The organism is Demequina sp. NBRC 110055, from assembly GCF_002090135.1.
GTDB lineage: Bacteria > Actinomycetota > Actinomycetes > Actinomycetales > Demequinaceae > Demequina.
In genome coordinates, this window is the sequence record NZ_BBRL01000004.1 from 647,606 (window position 1) to 666,919 (window position 19,314).

Sequence of the window (19,314 nt, forward strand, 5' to 3'; positions counted from 1 at the left end):
CGGCCCGTGGGCCTAGCTCAGGAGCGCAGCCTTCCAGTGCACGGTGTTGTCGCGGATGTACGCGGCATCGCGCTCCCATACGGAGCCGACCCCCATCTCCCACAGCTCGATCCAGGGTGACTCGCCGGTCGACCGCATGTGATCGAGGTACTCGAACATGCGCTCCGAGCGCAGCCCCAGGAGTGGCACCAGGCGCTCGCGCTCGGCGACGGTGAGGCCGTAGCCGTCGACCAGGTCGCGCATGCGAATCGCCGACGTGACGATGTCGAAGCCCTTGCCATGCAGCGGCGCGAAGGCGTGGACCGCGTGCGCGAGATCCCACAGGCGGCTGCCGGGCGCCGCGGCGTCCCAGTCGATCGCGACCAGTTGGCCGTCGTCGCGCACCACAAGGTTGGACGGCGCGATGTCCTGGTGGATGACGATGTTGCCGCCGGGGCCGGGCAGGCCGTCGAACCACATCGCATCCGGGGGCGGCACAAACGAGGCGAGGGCGTCGTGCATCTCGCGCAGGAAGCGGCCGATGCGCGCCGGGTCGAGCGCGCTCGCGGGCGCGTCGGGGTGGTCGGCCCTGGTGCCCGCGACCCATTCGACGAGGTGACGGCCCTGCGCGTCCCAGCCAAAGCTGCGAGGGGCGCCGCGGAAGCCCACGCGCTCGAGGTGGGTCAGCAGCGCGTGGAGGGCGCCGGTGTAGGGATCGGGGGCCTCGAGCGAGACCTCGCGCTTGGCGATCCGCATGGGCAGCGGCGCGGGAGCATCGTCGGGCTCGTGCGGATCGGAGGCGCTGGGTGGGGCGTAGGCGTCGCCGGCTTGCGCGATGTCGCGCAGCAGCGACAGCGGGATTTCGTCGGTCGCCGGAGAAAAGGGGGCGGTGGTGTGTGTGGCCGATGCCGTCCACAGCGGCGATGTGGGCGTCACTCGGTCTGGGGTTGCCTGGTCGCGGGTTGCGTGGTCTGGCGTCACCTCGAGTGGGGTTGCCCGTGCGGTCGGCGCCGCTGAGGTGGCCGGCTCATCACGGTCGGTGACTGCTGGCGTCTCGGCGGCGAGCCACGACCGCGCCGAGCGGGTCGCGGCAAGGGCCCCGAAGGCTCCGCCGAGGACGCTGGGCTGATCGGGATCGCGGGGGGACGGCAGGCGCGGCGGCTGCTGTGGTGCCTGCACGGTCGCTGCGGGGAGCGGTGCGGTAGCCGCGGCCCAGTCGAGGGGCTCCGGCGCGGGCGGGCTCGTCCGCACGCGCGCGAGCGTGGGGGCAATCTCGCCGGTCGCCACCTTGGGCTGGAGCGCGTGGCGGCCCAACCGTGACAAGCCCATGTGGGGCGGCGAGACGCCCGCGGGGGCGGGCCAGGCGGGGGTCGCGATGCGGGGGAGGGGCCGGGGGTGGCGCCGGCCCTGCCAGCGGTCGATCATCCACTCGATGCCCTCGAGTGAGTCGAGAAGCCTCGCCTCGGCGTCGTCCGCGCTATGGCCCTGCACGGCGAGCTGGCCGTGCCAGCCCGAGGCCATGACGAGGTGCGCGAGTTTGCGATCGAGCCGGCCCGCACCCCAGGGGAGGATCTTGCGGCCGGTGGCGAGGGCATCGGCATCCATGCCGGACAGGGCGAGCGAATAGAGGTGGGGCGCCATCGTCTCGATGAGGGTGGCGAAGCGTCCGAGGTGCGCGTGACCATGCTGCAACTGGTAGGCGAGGCCCACGTTGGTTAGCCCGCGCAGCCGGAGCTCGTCGATGATCTCGATCTGGTTCTCGGGCTCCCCGAACCAACCCAGGTGATTGGTGAGCGCCACGCGCACGCCGATGGTGTCGGCGAGCCGCACGAGCGGCTCGAGGTGATCGGCCGCGCGACGGACCGTGGCCTGCTGCACCCACGTGTTGAGGCGCTCCGGCGTGCCCTCCTGGCCGAACTCGATGCAGGTCCACAGGTCGGGGGTGAGGCCGCGGCGATGCATCTCGGTGAGGTAGACACGCACGTGTGCGTCGATGGCGCCCATCCCGTGGGCGGCCTCGCCATCGGAGGAGTCCGGCAGGGGCATGGGGCACCACAAGCCCGCGACGGTGACGCCGTGTGCCTCGAGCGCCTCGAGCTCGCCGTGGAAGGCGAGGGTGTGTTCCTCGCGCCAGTCCCACACGATCCTCGTGATGCCGAGGCGTTGCAGCATGCGCGCGCGCTGGAGGGGAGTGCGCGCGGGGTGGTCGTAGGCGACGATGCGCGCGGCGGCGATCCGCGCGCGCTCGTGGCACGCGGCGCCGTGCTCGTGGTCCTCAGACGCGCAGGCGTCGCCGGACTCCCATCTTTGGGTCATGCAGGCCCCTCAGCCATCCCATGTTGACCGGGACGGTCGAGCCATCGAGCCCCGGTTGATTCCTCAGGGTAATGGGACGACGCGCGGGATGTGAAGGGGTCGGGCGAGCAAAGCACCTGCTTCGTGCGCAAATGTCCTCATTTGCGCCACGACGTCTCAGTCCAGCGCGAACTCCAGCGCGGCCGCGACGTGCAGGCCCATCGAATCGAAGTAGGGCTCCGCGACGTCGTCCGCCGTCATGACCATGGGGATCTCGGTGCACCCCGAAATCACACCCTGAGCGCCGCGCTGCTTGAGGTCCTCGTAGACGCGATGGATCCACTCACGGGCGCCGTCGGGCACGACGCCGCGCGCGAGGTGGTCGTAGATGAGCGCGTGCACCTCGGCGAGCATCGGCTCCTCGGGCACGACCGTGGTGATCCCGCGCGCGGCCATGTGGTCGCGGTAGAAGGGGTCGCGCATGGTGTAGCCGGTGCCGAGCAGGGCCACAGTGTCGAGCCCCGCGTCCGTGATCGCGTCGGCGGTGGCGTCGAGCATGTGAATCAGCGGGACCTCGATCGCCGCCGCGACCGCGGGTGCGACCTTGTGCATGGTGTTGGCGCAAATCAGGATTGCCTCCGCGCCGGCCGCTTGCAGGGCGCGGGCGTCGCGCGCGAAGAGGTCGCCCAGGCCGTCCCAATCGCCTGCCGCCTGCGCGTCGGCGATCTGTTGGAAGTTGTACGAGCGCACCAGCAGATCGGCCGCGCTCGAGCCGCCCAGGCGCGCGTTCACGCCCTCGTTGAGGAGGCGCTCAAACTCGAGCGAGGAGTGCCAGGTGATGCCTCCCAGGAGGCCGAGTCGACGAGGAGCGGTGCGGGTCATGCCTGCGACGCTACCGTGCGCACGGCGGTCCAGTCGGGTCGCGGATGGCACCGCCTACCTTCCAGCGAACTGGAAGGTAGGCGTACGGTAGGGGTCATGAAGATCTCCGAGCTGGCCGGCCGCGCGGGCGTGAGCGCCAAGACGGTGCGCTACTACGAGTCCATCGGGCTGCTGCCCGACCCCGGGCGGACGGCCTCGGGCTACCGCGAGTATGGGGACGATGCCGTGGAGCGGCTGACCTTCGTGCGCGATGCCCAGGCGGCGGGGCTGAGTCTCAAGGAGTCGGGTCAGATCCTCGACATGAAGGACGCCGGCCACGGCACCTGCGAGCACACGCGCGGCCTGCTGGACCGTCACCTCGTGGACATCGACGCCCAGATCGCCTCGCTCGAGGCGGCACGTGCGGAGCTGCTGGCGCTGAGGCGCCGCGCGGACGTCCTCGACCCCGCGGACTGCAACGACCCGCACCGCTGCCAGGTGCTCGGCGAGCACTAGGTCGCACGCCGGCCACCGCACGCTTTACCAGGGCAGGGAGCGGGACCCTCGTCCCGCGCGGGGCGGGCCCGCGCGCCGTAGCCTCGAGTCAGAAGTCGATCCCCGGCGACGCCGCGACGTACGCGCGAGGGTTCGTGGACCACAGGCGCACGTCACGGAAGGGCCGCCGACATGAGGATCGCCATCCCCGCAGCACCCCCCGAGGAGCGACTGGTCGCCGCCACCCCGGACACCGTCGAGCGCCTGGTCGCCCTCGGATACGAGGTGGTCCTCGAGGCGGGCGCCGGTGAGCGCGCGTCCCTCGCCGATCTCGACTACGAGGCCGCGAGCGCCACGCTCGTGTCGCGGGCCGATGCCTGGGGCGCCGACATCGTCACCGCCGTCGCCGCTCCCGGCGCTGCCGAGATCGCCCTCATGCGACCCGGCGCGATCCTCATAGCGCCGCTCGCCCCGCACAGCGAGCCTGCGCTCCTCGAACAGGTGCGGGCCGCGGGTGTCACCGCGCTCGCCCTGGACGCGGTGCCGCGCATCTCGCGCGCGCAGGCCCTCGACGTGCTGTCGACCCGGTCGAATGTTTCGGGCTACCGCGCGGTCATCGAGGCCGCCGAGGCCTATGGCGGCATGTTTGCCGGCCAGGTCACCGCGGCGGGCAAGACGAACCCCGCGACCGTCTTCGTCATTGGTGGCGGCGTGGCGGGACTGGCGGCGATCGGCGCGGCCGTTTCACTCGGCTCCAGGGTGCGCGCCTTCGACGTGCGCCCCGAGGCCGCCGAACAGATCGAATCGATGGGCGCGAGCTTCGTAGTGGCCCCCGAGGCCCAGCAGGACGTGTCGCCCGACGGCTACGCGAGCCCCCTCACGGAGGAGCAGCAGACCGCCGCGATGGCGCTGTACGCCCGCGAGGCCGCCGAGGCGGACGTGGTCATCACCACCGCCCTGGTGCGCGGCGCGGCCCCCACGACGCTGACCAGCGAGACTGTCGCGCAGATGCGTGCCGGCGCCGTCATCGTGGACCTTGCGGCCGCGGGCGGCGGCAACTGCGAGGCCACCGTGGTCGGTGAGCGCGCCGTCACCGCAAACGGCGTCACCGTCATCGGCTATACGGATCTGCCCGGCAGGATGCCCCGGCACACGTCGCAGCTGGTGGGTACCAACGTCGTCAACCTCATGAAGCTGATGACGCCGGCCAAGGACGGTGAGGCTGTCCTCGATCTCGAGGACGACGTCATTCGCGGCATGACGGTGGCGCACGAGATGGCACTGCTGTGGCCCCCGCCGCCCATCACGGTGTCGGCCGCCCCCACCGCGGCGGCCACCCCGACTGCAATCCCGACCGCGACCCCGGACGACACTGCGACCCTCAACCCGGCCACGGCATCGGCCACCGCGACGGACCCCAGCCCCGGAGCCAAGGGGCGCGGACGACTGGTGGCGATGGTGGCATCGGCCGCCCTCCTTGGCGTGGCCCTCGCCTTCGCCGACGCCGCCTTCCTCGCGGCCTTCACGGTGTTCGCGCTCGCGGTGGTGATCGGCTACTACGTCATCAGCAACGTCAGCCACTCGCTGCACACCCCACTCATGAGCCAGACCAACGCGATTAGCGGCATCATCCTCATCGGCGCGATGCTGCAACTGGGCTCGGCGGACCCGGTCGTCACGACCCTGGCATTTCTTGCCGCCGCGATCGCGTCGATCAACGTCTTCGGTGGCTTCCTCGTCACCTACCGCATGCTCGGCATGTTCTCGAAGGGAGCCTGAGATGACCGTCGCCTCGCTGGCCGCCGTCGCGTATCTCGCCGCGGCCATCCTGTTCATCCTGTCGCTCGCCGGGCTGTCGAAGCAGGCCACGGCGCGCCGGGGCAACCTCATGGGCATGGCGGGCATGGGCATCGCGATCGCCGCGACCGTTGCCCTCGCGCTCGACACCTCGGAGCGGCCGTGGGGTGTGACGCTCGGCCTCATCGTCGCCGTCCTCGCGATCGGCGCGACCATCGGCACCTGGCGCGCCCGCACGGTCGAGATGACCCAGATGCCCGAGCTCATCGCGCTGCTGCACTCCTTCGTGGGCGCCGCGGCGGTGCTGATCGGCTTCAACTCGTACCTCACCGAGGGTCACGACGCGATGCACCTCATCGAGGTCTTCCTGGGTGTCTTCATCGGCGCCGTGACCTTCACGGGCTCGATCGTGGCGTTCCTCAAGCTCTCGGCCCGCATCTCGGGCTCGCCGCTGACGCTGCCCGGCCGCCACGCCCTCAACCTGGGCGCGCTCGTCGCGTGCGGGGCCCTCATGGCGTGGTTCCTGGTGGCGCCGTCCGTCTGGCCGCTCGCGCTCATGACCGTGATCGCGCTCGCGGTGGGCTGGCACATGGTCGCAGCGATCGGCGGTGGAGACATGCCCGTGGTGGTGTCGATGCTCAACTCGTACTCGGGCTGGGCGGCCGCGGCGGCGGGCTTCATGCTCGGCAACGACCTGCTGATCGTCACGGGTGCGCTCGTCGGCGCCTCGGGTGCGATCCTGTCCTACCTCATGTGCAAGGCGATGAACCGCAAGTTCCTCGCGGTCATCCTGGGAGGGTTTGGCGGGGAGTCGTCGCCGTCCTCTACGACGGCCGATGCCGTGGGCGAGCACCGCTCGACCTCCGCTTCCGGGGTGGCCCAGAAGCTCGCGACCGCGCGCTCCGTGGTCATCGCTCCCGGGTACGGCATGGCGGTGGCGAAGGCGCAGTACCCGGTGGCGCAGCTGGTCTCTCGTTTGCGCGAGCGCGGGGTCGAGGTTCGGTTTGCGGTGCACCCGGTTGCGGGACGCCTGCCCGGCCACATGAACGTGCTGCTCGCGGAGGCGCGGGTGCCCTACGACATCGTGCTCGAGCTCGACGAGATCAACGACGACTTCTCCTCCACCGACGTGGTGCTGGTCATCGGCGCGAACGACACGGTGAACCCTGCGGCGCTCGACGACCCGGGCTCGCCCATCGCGGGCATGCCCGTGTTGCACGTGTGGGAGGCGGAGTCGGTTGTGGTGTTCAAGCGCTCGATGGCCACCGGCTACGCGGGCGTCCAGAACCCCCTGTTCTTCAAGGACAACACCGAGATGCTGTTCGGTGACGCGAAGGACCAGGTCGAGGCGATTCTGGCGGCGGTCGGTGCGGCCGATGCCGTCGTCGCCTGAGCACTTGACCTTCCAGTCAAGGGGAAGGTTTACAGTCTCGGTATGAACACGAACACGATTGACATCACCGTCTCCGGCATGACCTGCAATGGCTGCGCCAACAAGGTGCGGGGAGCCGTCTCCGCCGTCGATGGCGTGGCCTCGGTCGAGGTCGACCACGAGAGCGGACTGACCCGCGTCACCCCCGACGGCACGGTGCCCGCCGAGGACCTGGAGTTCGCGCTCGACGAGGCCGTCGAGTCCGTGGGCTACCGCGTCGTTTCCTAGGTCGACGCACCATGCCCACCACGGCATCGGCCGCCCTCACGCCGGCGGCCTCACCGTCGATCCCTGCGGTGCCTGACGCCGTCACGCTGCCCGTCGAGGGTATGACGTGCTCGAGCTGCGCCGCGACCATTCAGGGCGGCCTGTCCAAGCTTCCCGGCGTCGAGGACGCGGTCGTCAACTATGCGACCCGTCGCGCCACGGTGACGCCGGACGGCACGGTGTCCGACGAGGAGCTGCAGGCGGCCATGCGCGAGACGGTCGCCGGACTGGGCTACGCGGTGCCAGACGTCGTCGCCGGGAGCGGCGACGACGAGCATGCCGCGCATGCGCAGGCCGACGCTGCCCGCATCGCCGACTACCGCCGCCGGTTCACGGTGGCCGCGGTCCTCGCGGTGCCGACGATGCTGCTGTCGATGATCCCGGTACTGCAGTTCGCGGGCTGGGAGTGGGTCGTGGCGCTGCTCGCGACCCCGGTGATCTGGTGGTCGGCGCTGCCGTTCCACCGTTCCACGTGGGCCGCGGCCCGCCATGGAGCCACGACAATGGACACCCTCGTCACCCTCGGCACGCTCGCCGCATGGACGTGGTCCACGGTGGTGTTGGTGGGTGGCGCGTTCGGGGGCTTCGCCGGCGCGCACGTCTACTACGAGACCGGCGCCGTGATCGTCGCGCTCATCCTCTTGGGCAAGTGGATGGAGGTGCGCTCGTCGGCGCGGGCGGGGGACGCTATCCGGGCGCTGTCGTCGCGGCAGTCCGCGACGGCGCGGCTCGAGGACGGGTCTGTCATCGCGCGTGATGCGCTCGAGGTGGGGATGCGTTTTGTGGTGCGCCCCGGCGAGACGGTCGCGACCGATGGCCTGGTGGTCGAGGGCGAGGCCGCCGTCGACGCTTCGCTCGTCACTGGCGAGTCGGTGCCGGTGTGGGCGTCGCTGGGCTCCGAGGTGGTGGGCGGCACCATCGCGACCGACGGCGCGCTCACCGTGGAGGCGACGCGGGTGGGATCGGAGACGATGCTCGCGCAGATCGCACGCATGGTCGACGATGCCCAAAGCGGCCGGGCACGGGTGCAGCGCCTGGCGGACCGCATTTCAAGGATCTTTGTGCCCGTCGTCATCGGCGTCGCTCTGCTGACGCTGGTGGTGTGGCTCGCGGCGAGCGGGGACGCGAACGCGGCCTTCACGGCGGCGGTGGCGGTGCTGATCATCAGCTGCCCCTGTGCGCTGGGCCTCGCGACGCCGCTCGCGATCATGGTCGGCACGGGCCGCGGCGCGCAGCTGGGAGTGCTGGTGCGCGGGCCGGAAGCGCTCGAGGACACCCGCGACGTCACGACCATCGTGCTCGACAAGACGGGCACGGTGACCGAGGGACGGATGTCGCTCGTTTCCGCAGCGGCGCCCGGGCTCGAGGCGGCCGAGGAGTCGGTGCTGCTTGACGCCGCGGCGGCCGTGGAGGGCCGCTCGGAGCACCCCATCGGTCGCGCCATCCACGAGGCGCGGATGGCCGATGCCGCGGCCGGCTCGCGCTCGCTGCCCCGCGTGAAGGGCTTCCGTTCGGTCGCGGGCCACGGGGTGGTGGCGACGGTGCAGGGCGCCGGCGTTGCCGTCGGTGAGGACGGCCGCCCCGGCAATGCTGAGGTGTGGGTCGGCTCGCGCCGTCTCTTCGGTGCGGTGCCCCGGGAGGTTGAGGCGCTCGCGGCCGCGGCCGAGGAGCGCGGCGAGACCGCAGTGTTCGTCGGTCGCGCGGCGGGCGCGAGCGCAGGCGCAGGCACGGATGCCAACGCAGGCGGGGGCACAGTCTCTGGCTCAGCGCCGGGCGCCGAGGCCGTCGTGGTGGTGGCCGACACGATCAAGACGACCAGCGCATCGGCCATTCAATCGTTCCGCGACCTGGGGCTCGACGTGGTGCTGCTCACGGGCGACAACGAGCGTGCGGCGCGTGCGGTCGCGGCGTCGGTCGGGATCGACCGGGTGATCGCGGAGGTGCTGCCGGGAGACAAGGCGGATACCATCCGGTCTCTCCAGGCGGACGGGGCGCGGGTCGCGATGGTGGGCGACGGCATCAACGATGCGCCCGCGCTCGCGCAGGCCGACCTTGGCATCGCCGTCGGGACGGGCACGGATGTGGCGCGGGAGGCGTCCGACCTCACCATCGTCTCGGGCGACCTCAGGGCCGCCGCGGATGCGATCGCACTGTCGCGCCGGACCCTGGGGACGATCCGCGGCAACCTGTTCTGGGCCTTCGCGTACAACACGGCGGCCATCCCATTGGCGGCGCTCGGGATCTTGAACCCGATGATCGCGGCGGCGGCCATGGGTGGGTCGTCCCTGTTTGTGGTGGGCAACTCGCTCAGGCTGCGGTCGTTCGCGGGGTACCGGCAGCGGGGCTAGCTGCCGCTAGGGCTGGTCGGGGTCGTAGTCGCGGTCGTGGCTGTGGTCGCGGTCGTCGACCCGGCGCAGGGTGAGGGTCTCGGTAACGGGAGCCGTGTCCTCGCCAGCGTTGTCGACCGCGGCCCGGCCCGTGGTGCCGGCACCTATCACCGCACCGTTCGCACCCGCACCGTTCGCACGCGCACTGGCCGCACCCGCACTGTCCGCACCCGAGTCGGACGCGCCTGCGCCCGCATTCCGCCGCCGCACGATCCTGATCGCCCCGGTGGTCACCTTCTCAGTCGCACCGGTGGCGGCGGCCCGCACCACGTGGCGGGCACCCTGAGTCTCGATGCGGTCGCGGGTGGACTCGGCCCAGCGCTGGACGCGCAGCCTGCGCGACGAGACCGGCGGTTGCTCCGTGAGTCCGGGGCCGTTGACGACGCCGGCGGCGTCGTAGATGGAGCGGAGGTCGGTCTGGATGAGTCGGACGTCTGCCGAGAGCTCAAGTGTGCGGGGTGATCCCCACCCGTCCTCGTGGGTGGCGGTCAGTAGCGCGAGTTGGGCTCCCTGGAGGAACTTCAGGGTCCGCACGGCGGGCTTGCCCGCACGCTTGCCGGCCTCACGTCGTACCTCCTGGCGGATGCGCCGGGTGGCGAGCAGTCGGAAGTCGGCGGGGCTCACCAGGTCATCGGGGACGACGTCGGCGGCGAGGCCGGCGAAGGTGCGCCGCTCGCGGAGGTGGGCCCAGCGCAGCACCCACAGGAACAGCAGGAGGACGGGGATGCCCTTGACGATGGAGCTGACGAAGACGTTCGCGTTCACGATGGGCGTGTTGAAGAATCCGTGCACGGTGACGGCGAGTGCGAGGGTGCCTACCATGACTCCCCAGCGGCGCCACGGTCCGGCGGAGGCGTTGAAAAAGTAGCCGACGCCCGCACCGGCGATGCCGGAGAACGTGGGGTGATTCCACAGGCCGCCGATGACGCCGCGCAGCAGGAGCATGGCCCACACGGTGGCGGCGGTGCCGTCGGAGCTGAGGATCGCGGAGTACATGAAGCTCTCGGAGACCTGGAAGCCCAGGCCCACGACGGCGCCGTAGAACAAGCCGTCGGCGGCGGAGCGCAGGCGGGCCCCGGGGATCAGGGCAAGGGCGACGATGCCAAGCCACTTGAGGGGCTCCTCAACCAAGGGTGCCGCGAACGACGAGACCCAGGCCTCGTCGATCGGCAGGACAGCGGCGACCACGTCGTGCATAGCGGGTGCGGCGATCGAGGCGAGCCCGGGGGCGGCGAAGGCGCCCCATGCGAGTGCGCCCAGGACAGTGAGTGGAGAGCGCCGCTCGAAGAGCTCCATCCGGTACAGGACGAGCATGAAGGCGAGGCCGTACATGAGCCACACCAGGCCCGAGAGGACACCCGTCGCGGGCTGAATGCGCATGCCGGCGATAACGAGCGGCATCCAGGTGACGAGTCCGTAGAGGGTGACGGCGGCGCCGGCCCAGAACACGAGCGACCTCACGTCGACGAAGGTGTGGGTGCGCGGCAGGGCTCGCGGGATGGCGGCGATCGCGACCGTGGGGGTGGGGTCGGCGGTGGCGAAGCCGGAAGCCGCGGCGGCGTTCGTGGCGTCATCCCTGGCGGCGGTCATGCGGCCGCCTCGGTGAACCGCATCGACCGCACCATGGCGTCGACGCTGGGCTGCAGCGAGGGCCATACCTGGGCCGATGCCGTCGCTGTCAGCGTCGACACCTCCTCGCCGTGCTGGACGGCGCAGGTCATGGCAACGTCGACGACGGTGGTGCCGGTGACACAGAGACCAGAGTCACCCGCGTCGGTGGTGAGCTCGATGGGGTCGGAGGCAACCCACGAGGCTTCGACATCTGCCGTCAGGTCAGCGACGGCGCGCGCGATGACGTCGTCCGGCGTGCCGGTCGCTGCGATGGGCTGGGGAGCGGCGATGGAGAGTTCGGCGCCGGCGTTCGTCAGAGTGATATTTCCATCGGTGCGGGCGGCCTCGGTCCAGTCGCCGGAGAGTGTCACGGTGACCTGGGAAGCGTCCGGTGCGCCGATGGTGAGAGTGGCGTCGGCGGGAACGGGCGTCTCATCGGTGTCCGGGATCGAGGAGGCCACGAGCGGTAGCCCGAACACGAAAAACGCCGCCACCGCGACCACGAACAAGGCCCCGGGCGCCGAGCTGCGCCCGATGATCCGGATGGACAAGGGCATGCGCGATCCGCTGCCGTGGGGCGCGGGGTCGCTCATGGCTCGGAACGTAGCACGCGCAGACCCGGTTCGACCGCCCCGCGCCGGGCGGAGTTCTCCCTAGGGGTTTAGGTGGCTTGTTCGAGTTGGTAGTGGGCTTTGCCGCCGATGCGGGGTGTGCGGTCGGGGTCGATGGAGGCGGGTGGGATGAACCACACTTCGGTGCCGCGGATGTCGATGTCCCAGCCGCCGTGGTGGATGCGGTGGTGACAGCTGACGCACAGGAGGACGCCGTTGGACAGGTCGGTCGGTCCGCCATGTTTCCACCATTTGATGTGGTGGGCTTCGCAGTAACTTGGTGGGGCGTGACACCAGGAGCAGCCGCCGTCCCGTTCGACCAGGGCGAGTTTGATCTCAGCACTGAACAGGCGGTCTTTGCATCCCACGTCCAGGGGCACGGAGTCGCCGCCCATGATCATGGGTAGGACTTCGAGGTCGACGGCCATGCGTCGCAGGGTGCCGACCGAGATGGGTGAATCGATACCGTCCACGGATGCGCAGCCCACACCGGTCTCGACATCGTCGATGGTGGCGCGCAGCACGATGGTGGTCGTCACACCGGTGGGCACTTCCGTGCAGCCCAAACTGTGCCGCGCGGCAGCTGAGAGGGCGTCGGCGTGGATTTGTCCGGGGGTGCGGTCGTCGTCGGTGAAGTCCATCCCGATCTTGCCCTTTTTCAGGGCGTTGTCACGCCTGGTGCGCATCACTGTTTTGACCGCACCTTTGAGCAGCGTCACGATGGGTGCGGCGGTGGACACGTCGAGGCGGGCGTGGATACCGACGGATCCGTCGGCTTCGTCCTTGATTTGTACGTACCGGTTCTCGAACGCGACACGATCACGCTCTTCAACATCGCGCGGACGGTGCCAGGCTTCTTCGGCCAGCAGCATGCGGCGAATGTCACGCAGATTCAGTGTTCGCGCCTTCGTGACGACTTTGTGTTCGATGGCGACGATCTTGTCGGGTGCGACCTGCTCGATACGTTCCAGTGCACGGGTGATGACGGCGGCGGCTTCCATGGAGATCGCCCCCGACATTACGGCGTCAGCGAGCACCGGGAAATGCGCTGCCGCAGGCGCCGATGCACCCTCACCGTCCCCACCCGCATCCACGCCAGATTCATCGGGCTCGACCTCGCGTGGCCGCGTCGCATTGGCGACCGCCAAGATCCGTTGCGCTTCAGCCTCGGAGCCGCCAAGAGCGTCGGCCAGCATCTGGCCCGGCGACGTAAACCCACGCTTACGTGCCACGCCTTGGAGACCGTCGGCCGGATCCGAACGCCGCGCCAACTCTCCGGCCACCTCACCCAAAGCGACTTCCGTCATGCGACGCACCTGCACCAAAGCGCTTTGGAGTTCGACCAACCGGTTCGCGGGCGTCGAGCCCAGATCGTCGCCCTCGAACGAGCGTGCGACAGCGACGGTGCGGTCGAGCTCGGCGGTCGAAAAAGTCATGACACCAGCATCGCACCGACCGCTGACATCCCTGGTAGACACCCAAAATCTGTGGACAAACCACCCACAAACCAGGGCCTGGGGACGACGCTAGAGCTCACCGTGTAGACGTCCCCCGCCTCATGTCCCAGGCCCGTATGACAGCATGGGTCACCATGGGTGGCCTCGAAGTTCTTGTCCTGAACGTGTTGCTGCTTGCGGTGGCCTTTTACGTCCTCTATGTGGTGGTTCGGCGAGCAGTGCGCGATGGCATGGCTGATGCATGGGCCAAACGTGAGGCGACCACGGCCGCCAACAATGGCGGCGTTGCGACGCCGTCCGACACACCAGGGGCCTGACGCCGCCAACACTGACGCTGATACGACGACCGTCGACGGTGCTGTGCCCTTGCTTACACCAGCGCGAGCGCCCGATCCAGGTCAGCCCGCAGGTCCTCCACCGACTCGAGCCCGATCGACAGCCGCACGGTCGTCTCGTAGATGTCCACCGCCGCGCGTTCCTCGACGGACAACTTGTTGTGCGTGGTGGTCGCGGGGTGCGTGGAGATCGACTTCGCGTCGCCCAGGTTGTTGGAAATCGTGAATAGTTGCAGCCCGTTCTGGAACCTAAACGCCGCCTCCTGGGCGCCCGCAGACGCCCGGTCCACCCCGTCGCCCACGTTCAGGTCCACCGTCACCAGCGTCCCGCCCAACGTCATCTGCTTGACGGCCCGCTCATGGTGCGGATGCGAGGGCAGCAGCGGGTAGCGCAGCGACGCGATCTTCGGGTGGTACTCGAGCCAGGACGCCAGTTCCAAAGCCGACGCAGCCTGAGCCCGTACACGCACGCCCATCGTCTCGAGGCCCTTGAGCAGCACCCACGCATTGAACGGAGAGATGGTCGCGCCCATGTTGCGGATCATCAGCTTGACCGGCCCGTCGATGTAGTCAGCCGCGCCAAGGATCGCCCCACCCAAAACCCGGCCCTGACCATCGATGTGCTTCGTCGCGGAGTAAATCACCGCATCGGCCCCCAACTCGAGCGGCTTCTGGCCTAGAGGGGTCGCGAACACGTTGTCGACCAGCAGCATCGCGCCAGCCGCATGCGCGGCCTCAGCGATGAAGGGGATGTCCAGCACGTCCTGCATGGGGTTCGTGGGCGACTCGATGAACACCGCCTTCGCGGGCGTCCCCAAAGCCTCGGTCCAGGCGTCGTTGGAGTTCCCGTCGACGTAGTCGATCTGGATGCCCCACTTCGAGAAGAAGTTGGCGAAGGTCTGCAACGTCGACCCGAACAGCGCCTTCGACGCCACCAAACGGTCGCCCGCCGAGAGGATCGAACCCAAAGCGACGAACACCGCCGACATGCCCGTCGAGGTCGCAAAACACCGCTCCGCACCCTCGATGGCCGCAAGTCGCTCCTCGAACGCCGTCACGGTGGGGTTCGCGTAGCGCGAGTACATGTAGACGTCGACCTTGCCGGCGAAGGCATCGCGGGCCTGCTCGGCGGACTCGTAGGCGTATCCCTGAGTCAGGAACATGCCCTCCGACATCTCATTGGCCTCGGAGCGGTGAATGCCCGTGTGCAGGGCGAGGGTCTCGGGGCTGAGATTCGGGTTGTCCATGGGTTCAGACTAGCGAGGGCCGATGCCGTGGTCGCCCCCCCGGACGTCCGTCTCGAAGGAGCGAGAACGGCGGAGGGCGGGGACCCCTCACGGGATCCCCGCCCTCCGCCGTTGCGGTGGCTAGCTCACGCGGCGACGCACCGCCAGCACGACCGCGCCCGCGAGAGCCAAGGTGAGCGCGCCCCACGTCAGCGCCGCGGGATCGGCCGGACCGGTGCTCGACAGTGACGCGGTCCCATCGGTCGCCACCTGGATCGTGGTCGAGCCGACGATCGTGCCATCCGTCAAACGCACCTCGATGGTGTGCTGACCTGCGGGAAGTGAGGTGGGGATCTCGATATCCACGGAGCCGTCGGCGGCGACCGAGAAGGTGCCCACGAAGGTGGGCTCGGAGTACATCCACACCTCGACCGACGTGACGTCGGCGCCCGCGCAGGCGCGGTCGATCACGATCGTGATGGCCCCGCCACGCTCCGCGGAGCCGGGTGCGTCCACGGTGCAGCCGAGGTTATTCGGGCTTTCGGTCTCGGTGAGATCGTCACCCGAGGGCGCCTGGCCGCCCTGGCCTCCCTCACCACCGTCCTGGCCCGCGCCGTCGCTCGAGCCGTCACCGGGAACCGCGGGCTCGCCCGGGTCCACCGGGTCCACCGGGTCGCCAGGGTCAACCGGATCCACGGGATCCACCGGGTCCGCCGCCTTGACAGCGGGCAGCGTGCCCGAGCGCAGCGAGAACCCGTCGGTGTCGGCGTCGTCCACATAGAACGTGGCGACCGCACCATCCACAGCCGTCGACGAGGGCGCGATCGCGAAGCCCTCGTTGGCGATGTTGGCCATGCCCGCGGGGCGCTCGTACAGGGCCGTCATCTCCCACGACCCATCCGCCAGGGCGAAGGTCGCGATGCGGCCGTCGCAGGCCTCGTCGCAGACCACCCACAGCTGGCCGCGCTCGGCGTCCCACTGCACGTCGGCCACCAGCGAGAAGCCGGCCGCGTCGGTCGACAGGGTGTCGAGCAGGCTCACGGACCCGTCCGCGCCCAGCTGCACCACGTATACCGATGCCGTGCCCTCGACGCCCACCGCAAACGCGTCGAGCGACGGGATCCAGGTGATGCCCTCCAGGCCGCCGTTGGCGGGCAGCGCGGACAGCGCCGGGATGGACGACAGGTTCCACTCGTCGGTCGCGACGAGCGCGCCTGTGTCGGATACCTCGTAGCGCAGCACCGACGGGCGGCTCACGCCGCTGGCGTCGTTGTTGCGCTCCGAGGAGACGTAGACCACGCCCGGCTCGCCCTCGCGGACGGTGACGCCCTCGGCGTCGACCACGCCGGCCTCGCCGGCGGGGTAGCCAAGAACCCGGCCGGCTTCGTAGCCGGGCGCGAGCGACCAGGTGCCCGTCGCATCGGCCGTCAGCTCGTAGAGCAGGCCGTCGCCGTTCTGGACGGCCCAGAGCGTGTCCGTCGCGGCGTCGTAGTCGATGCCGGACAGGTCGCCCGAGAACCATGACTCGTCGTCGAGCACCATCACGTCGGCGCTACCGGGCCACACTTCGGCCCGGACAAAGCCTTCGCAGTCGTTGAGCTCACCGGGAGTGGCCGATGCCGTGGTCGCCCACTCTCCGCGGCCGTCGGGGCAGCGGCCCCAGCTGGGGGCGCCGTGCTCGGCCCACTCATACGAGTCGATGAGGGTCTCGCCGTCGGCCTCGAAGAGCCGCACCGCGTCGGCACCGCCCAGGCCGTAGCCCAGGTCGGTGAGCAGCAGGACGGCGCCGGGGGCGACGACCGTGCCTGCGGGGATCTCGTAGACGTGGTCGTCCTCGGCGTCCTTCACGATGAGGCCGGAGGCGTCCACGTCGGTCGCACCGATGTTGATGATCTCCGCGAAGTCGGCGCCGGACGAGTTCACCTCGTTGAGGCGCAGCGGCGTGGAGCACTCATTGGGCTCGCCCTTGGTCGAGGCGGTGGCATCCGCCCACTCGCCGGTGCCGTCGGGGCAGCGGGCCCAGGAGACGAGCGCGTGGCCGGGCCACGTGTACTTCGCGGCGAGCTCACGAGCGCCGTCGTAGAGGCGGAACATGTCGCCGTTGCCCAGGCCAAACGTGAAGCCCTCGGGGTACGTGGCCGATTCCTGGTCGATCACCAGCAGGCCGCCAGCGGGAACGACGGAGCCGGCCGGCACCACGTCGGTGCGCGAGTCGTCGTCGTCCTTGATCGCCCAGCCGGAGATGTCGATGTCGACGTCGGTGAGGTTCATGACCTCCACCCAGTCGGTGTCGTCGCCGTTGGACTCGACCTCGTTGATGGTGAGGTCGCCCGAGAACTCGGCCGGCTCCTCGACAGGGACCTCGACGTCACCGGAGCAGTCGTTGGCGGCGCCAGGCGTCGCGGCCCCCGTCATGCGGAAGTCGCCCGTGCCGTCGGCGCAGCGGCCCCACGAGGGGACGGTGTGCTGGCCCTCGGGCCAGGTGGTGGCCTCGAACGGAGTCGCGGCAACATCGATCTCGCCGGCCACGATCGCGGTGCCCGTGGAGAACAGGCGCACGGAGTCGCCCTTGCCCAGGCCGAACCCGAACACGTCGCCGGTGAGGACCAGGTAGCCGCCGGCGGCGATCTCGGTGCCCTCGGGCAGGACATACGCGTGGTCAGCGTCCGCGTCCGACACCACCACTCCGGTGAGGTCCAGCGCGGCATCGGCGGTCGAGGCGAGCTCGATCCAGTCCTCGCCACCCATCTCGGTGTCCGGGGCGCTCGACTGCACCTCGTTGATCACGACCGAGGACTCGACCGTGGGGACAGGTACCTCGGCGGGCGAGTTACTGGCGCCGGGCGTCGCGTCTTGCGTGGACGTGAACTCACCGGTGCCGTCAGGAAGTCGCCCCCACGAGGCGCCGAAGGCATTCGTGTGCTCGCCCGCGGCCCACGTGGTCGAGTCAAACGGCGTAGCGGTGGCGGAGATCACTCCTTCGACGACCTCAGTTCCCGCCGCAAAGAGCCGGACAGAGTCGCCCTTACCCAGCCCGAAGCCGAAGTCGTCGGCACCGAGCACCAGGTAGCCGCCCGCGGCAATGTCGGTGCCCTCGGGCAGGGCGTAGGCGTGGTCGGCATCGGCGTCAGACACGATGACGCCCGAGGCGTCGATGGGCTCCGCCGACAGATTCTTAAGCTCGATCCAGTCGGTGCCGTCCGAGTTGACCTCATTAATGACGAGCGCCGCTTCGGGCGCGGGTGGCGCGGCAAGCGCCGGGGTCGCAACCGCGAGCGGCGCGACGGCGAGAGTGGCGGTCACCGCGTACGCGGCCCCCCTCTTCACTGAAGGCATACGTGTTTCCCCTCGTAGGGACGTGAGTGTCTAGGGACGAGGAGAATCTAGGGGGGTCAGCGAAACGGAACCTGAACGCGAGGTGACGCACCGATGACGGGCGGCCGATGCATCGGCCGGTTTGCGCTTGAAGCTAGCCCTGGTGCCAGGGGAGGCCCTCGGCCTTCCAGCCTTGGGCACCTCGGTGGCCTGAGGCATCGGGACCGCCCTCGAAGCCGTCGAGGATGTTGTAGCTGGGGCCGATGCCTGCCGCCGTGGCCGCCATCGCTCCACCGATCGACCGCTGACCCGAGCGGCATAGGAACACGACAGGGCTGTCGGAGCCGGGCTCGAGCCCGGCAGCGAGAAGCTGATCCACGAAGGCCTCGTTGCGGTTCATCGCGGGGTAGGACGCCCACTCGACGAGGATGGGCTCCTTGCCCGTCGCAGAGGTATCGGGGACGCCCACGAAGCGCCACTCGGCCTCGGTGCGGACATCCACGAGGCGTGCATCCGGGTTGCTCGTGAGGAGTTCCCAAGCCTGGGCCGGGGTGAGGTCGCCTGCGTATCCGCTCATGTGCGCCAGTGTAGGCACGGCGGCGGACGTGCCCGCTACCCCTCGTCCCACACGTAGGGCTCAAGGGACGGAGGAATGTCGCCCTCCCATGAGAGGTAGGTATCGATCGCGCCGCTGAATGAGTACGCCTCGGCCATCGCCCACCCATCCTCGAAGGCCACGAAGCCTGTCGCATCATCGCTGTCGGTGATCGAGCTCACCGCGAGGGCAGGGAACGGCGCGGGGCCGGACTCGCCGTCACGCAAAGAGATCGAGTCGCCCGCCACCACGCCAAGCTCCTCCGCGAAGGGGCGAGTGAGGACCACTTCGCCTGTGTGCGGCATGCCCCCGGGAAGCGTGACCTCGGGCGGCACCGTGGTCGACCCGAGCAGCGTCTTCCAACCCTCGAAACCCTCGATCTCGGCGGGTGCGGTGACGGAGATGTGGGCATCGGGGTCGGCTGCGATGACTTCGTCAACCATGGCCTGCCACTCGGACTGGGACGCGACGGGGATGTCGAGCACGTACCCGTCGTCGTGGCCGCCGCCTGCTGCATTATCGACGGGGATGAATGCCTCGTTGAGATGTCCAGGAGGCATCGCCACGATCCCCGCAACGATCGCGCCCATGACTGCGACCCCCGTCAGGGCTACCGCGCCCATCGAGAGGTGGCGGGTAGTGAGGTGCATC

At 69.8% G+C, this 19,314-nt stretch carries 15 protein-coding genes; 6 read left to right on the plus strand and 9 right to left on the minus strand.

The features are described from left to right. Positions 1–12 precede the first annotated feature (12 nt). Entirely contained in the window at positions 13–2,295 is a 2,283-nt protein-coding gene (locus B7K24_RS03060) for a phosphotransferase (RefSeq protein WP_084128623.1), read from the minus strand. Positions 2,296–2,451: 156 nt separating this feature from the next. Then, positions 2,452–3,156: an aspartate/glutamate racemase family protein gene (locus B7K24_RS03065; RefSeq protein ID WP_084128625.1), complete on the minus strand. Its 705-nt coding sequence runs from the start codon at positions 3,154–3,156 to the stop codon at positions 2,452–2,454. A gap of 96 nt (positions 3,157–3,252) precedes the next feature. Here B7K24_RS03065 and B7K24_RS03070 point away from each other — a divergent pair, with 96 nt between their 5' ends. The 5 genes from B7K24_RS03070 (at position 3,253) to B7K24_RS03090 (ending at position 9,474) form a co-directional block, all read left to right on the plus strand. Continuing rightward, positions 3,253–3,651: a heavy metal-responsive transcriptional regulator gene (locus B7K24_RS03070; RefSeq protein WP_084128626.1), complete on the plus strand. Its 399-nt coding sequence runs from the start codon at positions 3,253–3,255 to the stop codon at positions 3,649–3,651. 171 nt (positions 3,652–3,822) lie between these two features. After that, positions 3,823–5,409, plus strand: a complete 1,587-nt coding sequence (locus B7K24_RS03075) for a Re/Si-specific NAD(P)(+) transhydrogenase subunit alpha (protein WP_084128628.1) — start codon at positions 3,823–3,825, stop codon at positions 5,407–5,409. A gap of 1 nt (position 5,410) precedes the next feature. After that, on the plus strand, positions 5,411–6,820 hold the full coding sequence (gene pntB, locus B7K24_RS03080) for a Re/Si-specific NAD(P)(+) transhydrogenase subunit beta (protein ID WP_084128629.1): 1,410 nt from the start codon (positions 5,411–5,413) through the stop codon (positions 6,818–6,820). Positions 6,821–6,862: 42 nt separating this feature from the next. Then, positions 6,863–7,087, plus strand: coding sequence for a heavy-metal-associated domain-containing protein (locus B7K24_RS03085; protein ID WP_084128631.1), 225 nt, complete (start codon positions 6,863–6,865; stop codon positions 7,085–7,087). A gap of 11 nt (positions 7,088–7,098) precedes the next feature. Further along, a complete protein-coding gene (locus tag B7K24_RS03090) occupies positions 7,099–9,474 on the plus strand; it encodes a cation-translocating P-type ATPase (protein WP_084128632.1) in 2,376 nt (791 codons plus the stop codon). A gap of 6 nt (positions 9,475–9,480) precedes the next feature. Here the strand turns inward: B7K24_RS03090 and B7K24_RS03095 are convergent, their stop codons facing one another. From B7K24_RS03095 to B7K24_RS03105, 3 genes are all read right to left on the minus strand, one after another. Next, on the minus strand, positions 9,481–11,103 hold the full coding sequence (locus tag B7K24_RS03095; RefSeq protein WP_084128634.1) for a PrsW family intramembrane metalloprotease: 1,623 nt from the start codon (positions 11,101–11,103) through the stop codon (positions 9,481–9,483). Then, positions 11,100–11,717, minus strand: a complete 618-nt coding sequence (locus B7K24_RS03100) for a hypothetical protein (RefSeq protein ID WP_084128635.1) — start codon at positions 11,715–11,717, stop codon at positions 11,100–11,102. The genes B7K24_RS03095 and B7K24_RS03100 overlap by 4 nt, the downstream gene beginning before the upstream one ends. A gap of 68 nt (positions 11,718–11,785) precedes the next feature. Next, positions 11,786–13,171, minus strand: coding sequence for an HNH endonuclease signature motif containing protein (locus B7K24_RS03105; RefSeq protein ID WP_084128637.1), 1,386 nt, complete (start codon positions 13,169–13,171; stop codon positions 11,786–11,788). Between the two features lie 155 nt (positions 13,172–13,326). Here B7K24_RS03105 and B7K24_RS13210 point away from each other — a divergent pair, with 155 nt between their 5' ends. Then, a complete protein-coding gene (locus B7K24_RS13210) occupies positions 13,327–13,509 on the plus strand; it encodes a hypothetical protein (protein WP_144268090.1) in 183 nt (60 codons plus the stop codon). A gap of 53 nt (positions 13,510–13,562) precedes the next feature. Here B7K24_RS13210 and metZ read toward each other — a convergent pair whose 3' ends face one another. The 4 genes from metZ to B7K24_RS03125 all read right to left on the minus strand — a co-directional run bounded on the left by metZ (position 13,563) and on the right by B7K24_RS03125 (position 19,313). Beyond that, positions 13,563–14,774, minus strand: coding sequence for an O-succinylhomoserine sulfhydrylase (gene metZ / locus B7K24_RS03110; protein ID WP_084128638.1), 1,212 nt, complete (start codon positions 14,772–14,774; stop codon positions 13,563–13,565). Between the two features lie 120 nt (positions 14,775–14,894). Then, positions 14,895–18,089: a lamin tail domain-containing protein gene (locus tag B7K24_RS03115; RefSeq protein ID WP_084128640.1), complete on the minus strand. Its 3,195-nt coding sequence runs from the start codon at positions 18,087–18,089 to the stop codon at positions 14,895–14,897. Positions 18,090–18,222: 133 nt separating this feature from the next. Continuing rightward, a complete protein-coding gene (locus B7K24_RS03120) occupies positions 18,223–18,645 on the minus strand; it encodes a rhodanese-like domain-containing protein (protein WP_084128641.1) in 423 nt (140 codons plus the stop codon). A gap of 35 nt (positions 18,646–18,680) precedes the next feature. Then, positions 18,681–19,313 (minus strand): hypothetical protein, encoded by a 633-nt coding sequence (locus B7K24_RS03125; RefSeq protein ID WP_084128643.1) that lies wholly within the window; start codon positions 19,311–19,313, stop codon positions 18,681–18,683. Between the last annotated feature and the right edge of the window lies 1 nt (position 19,314).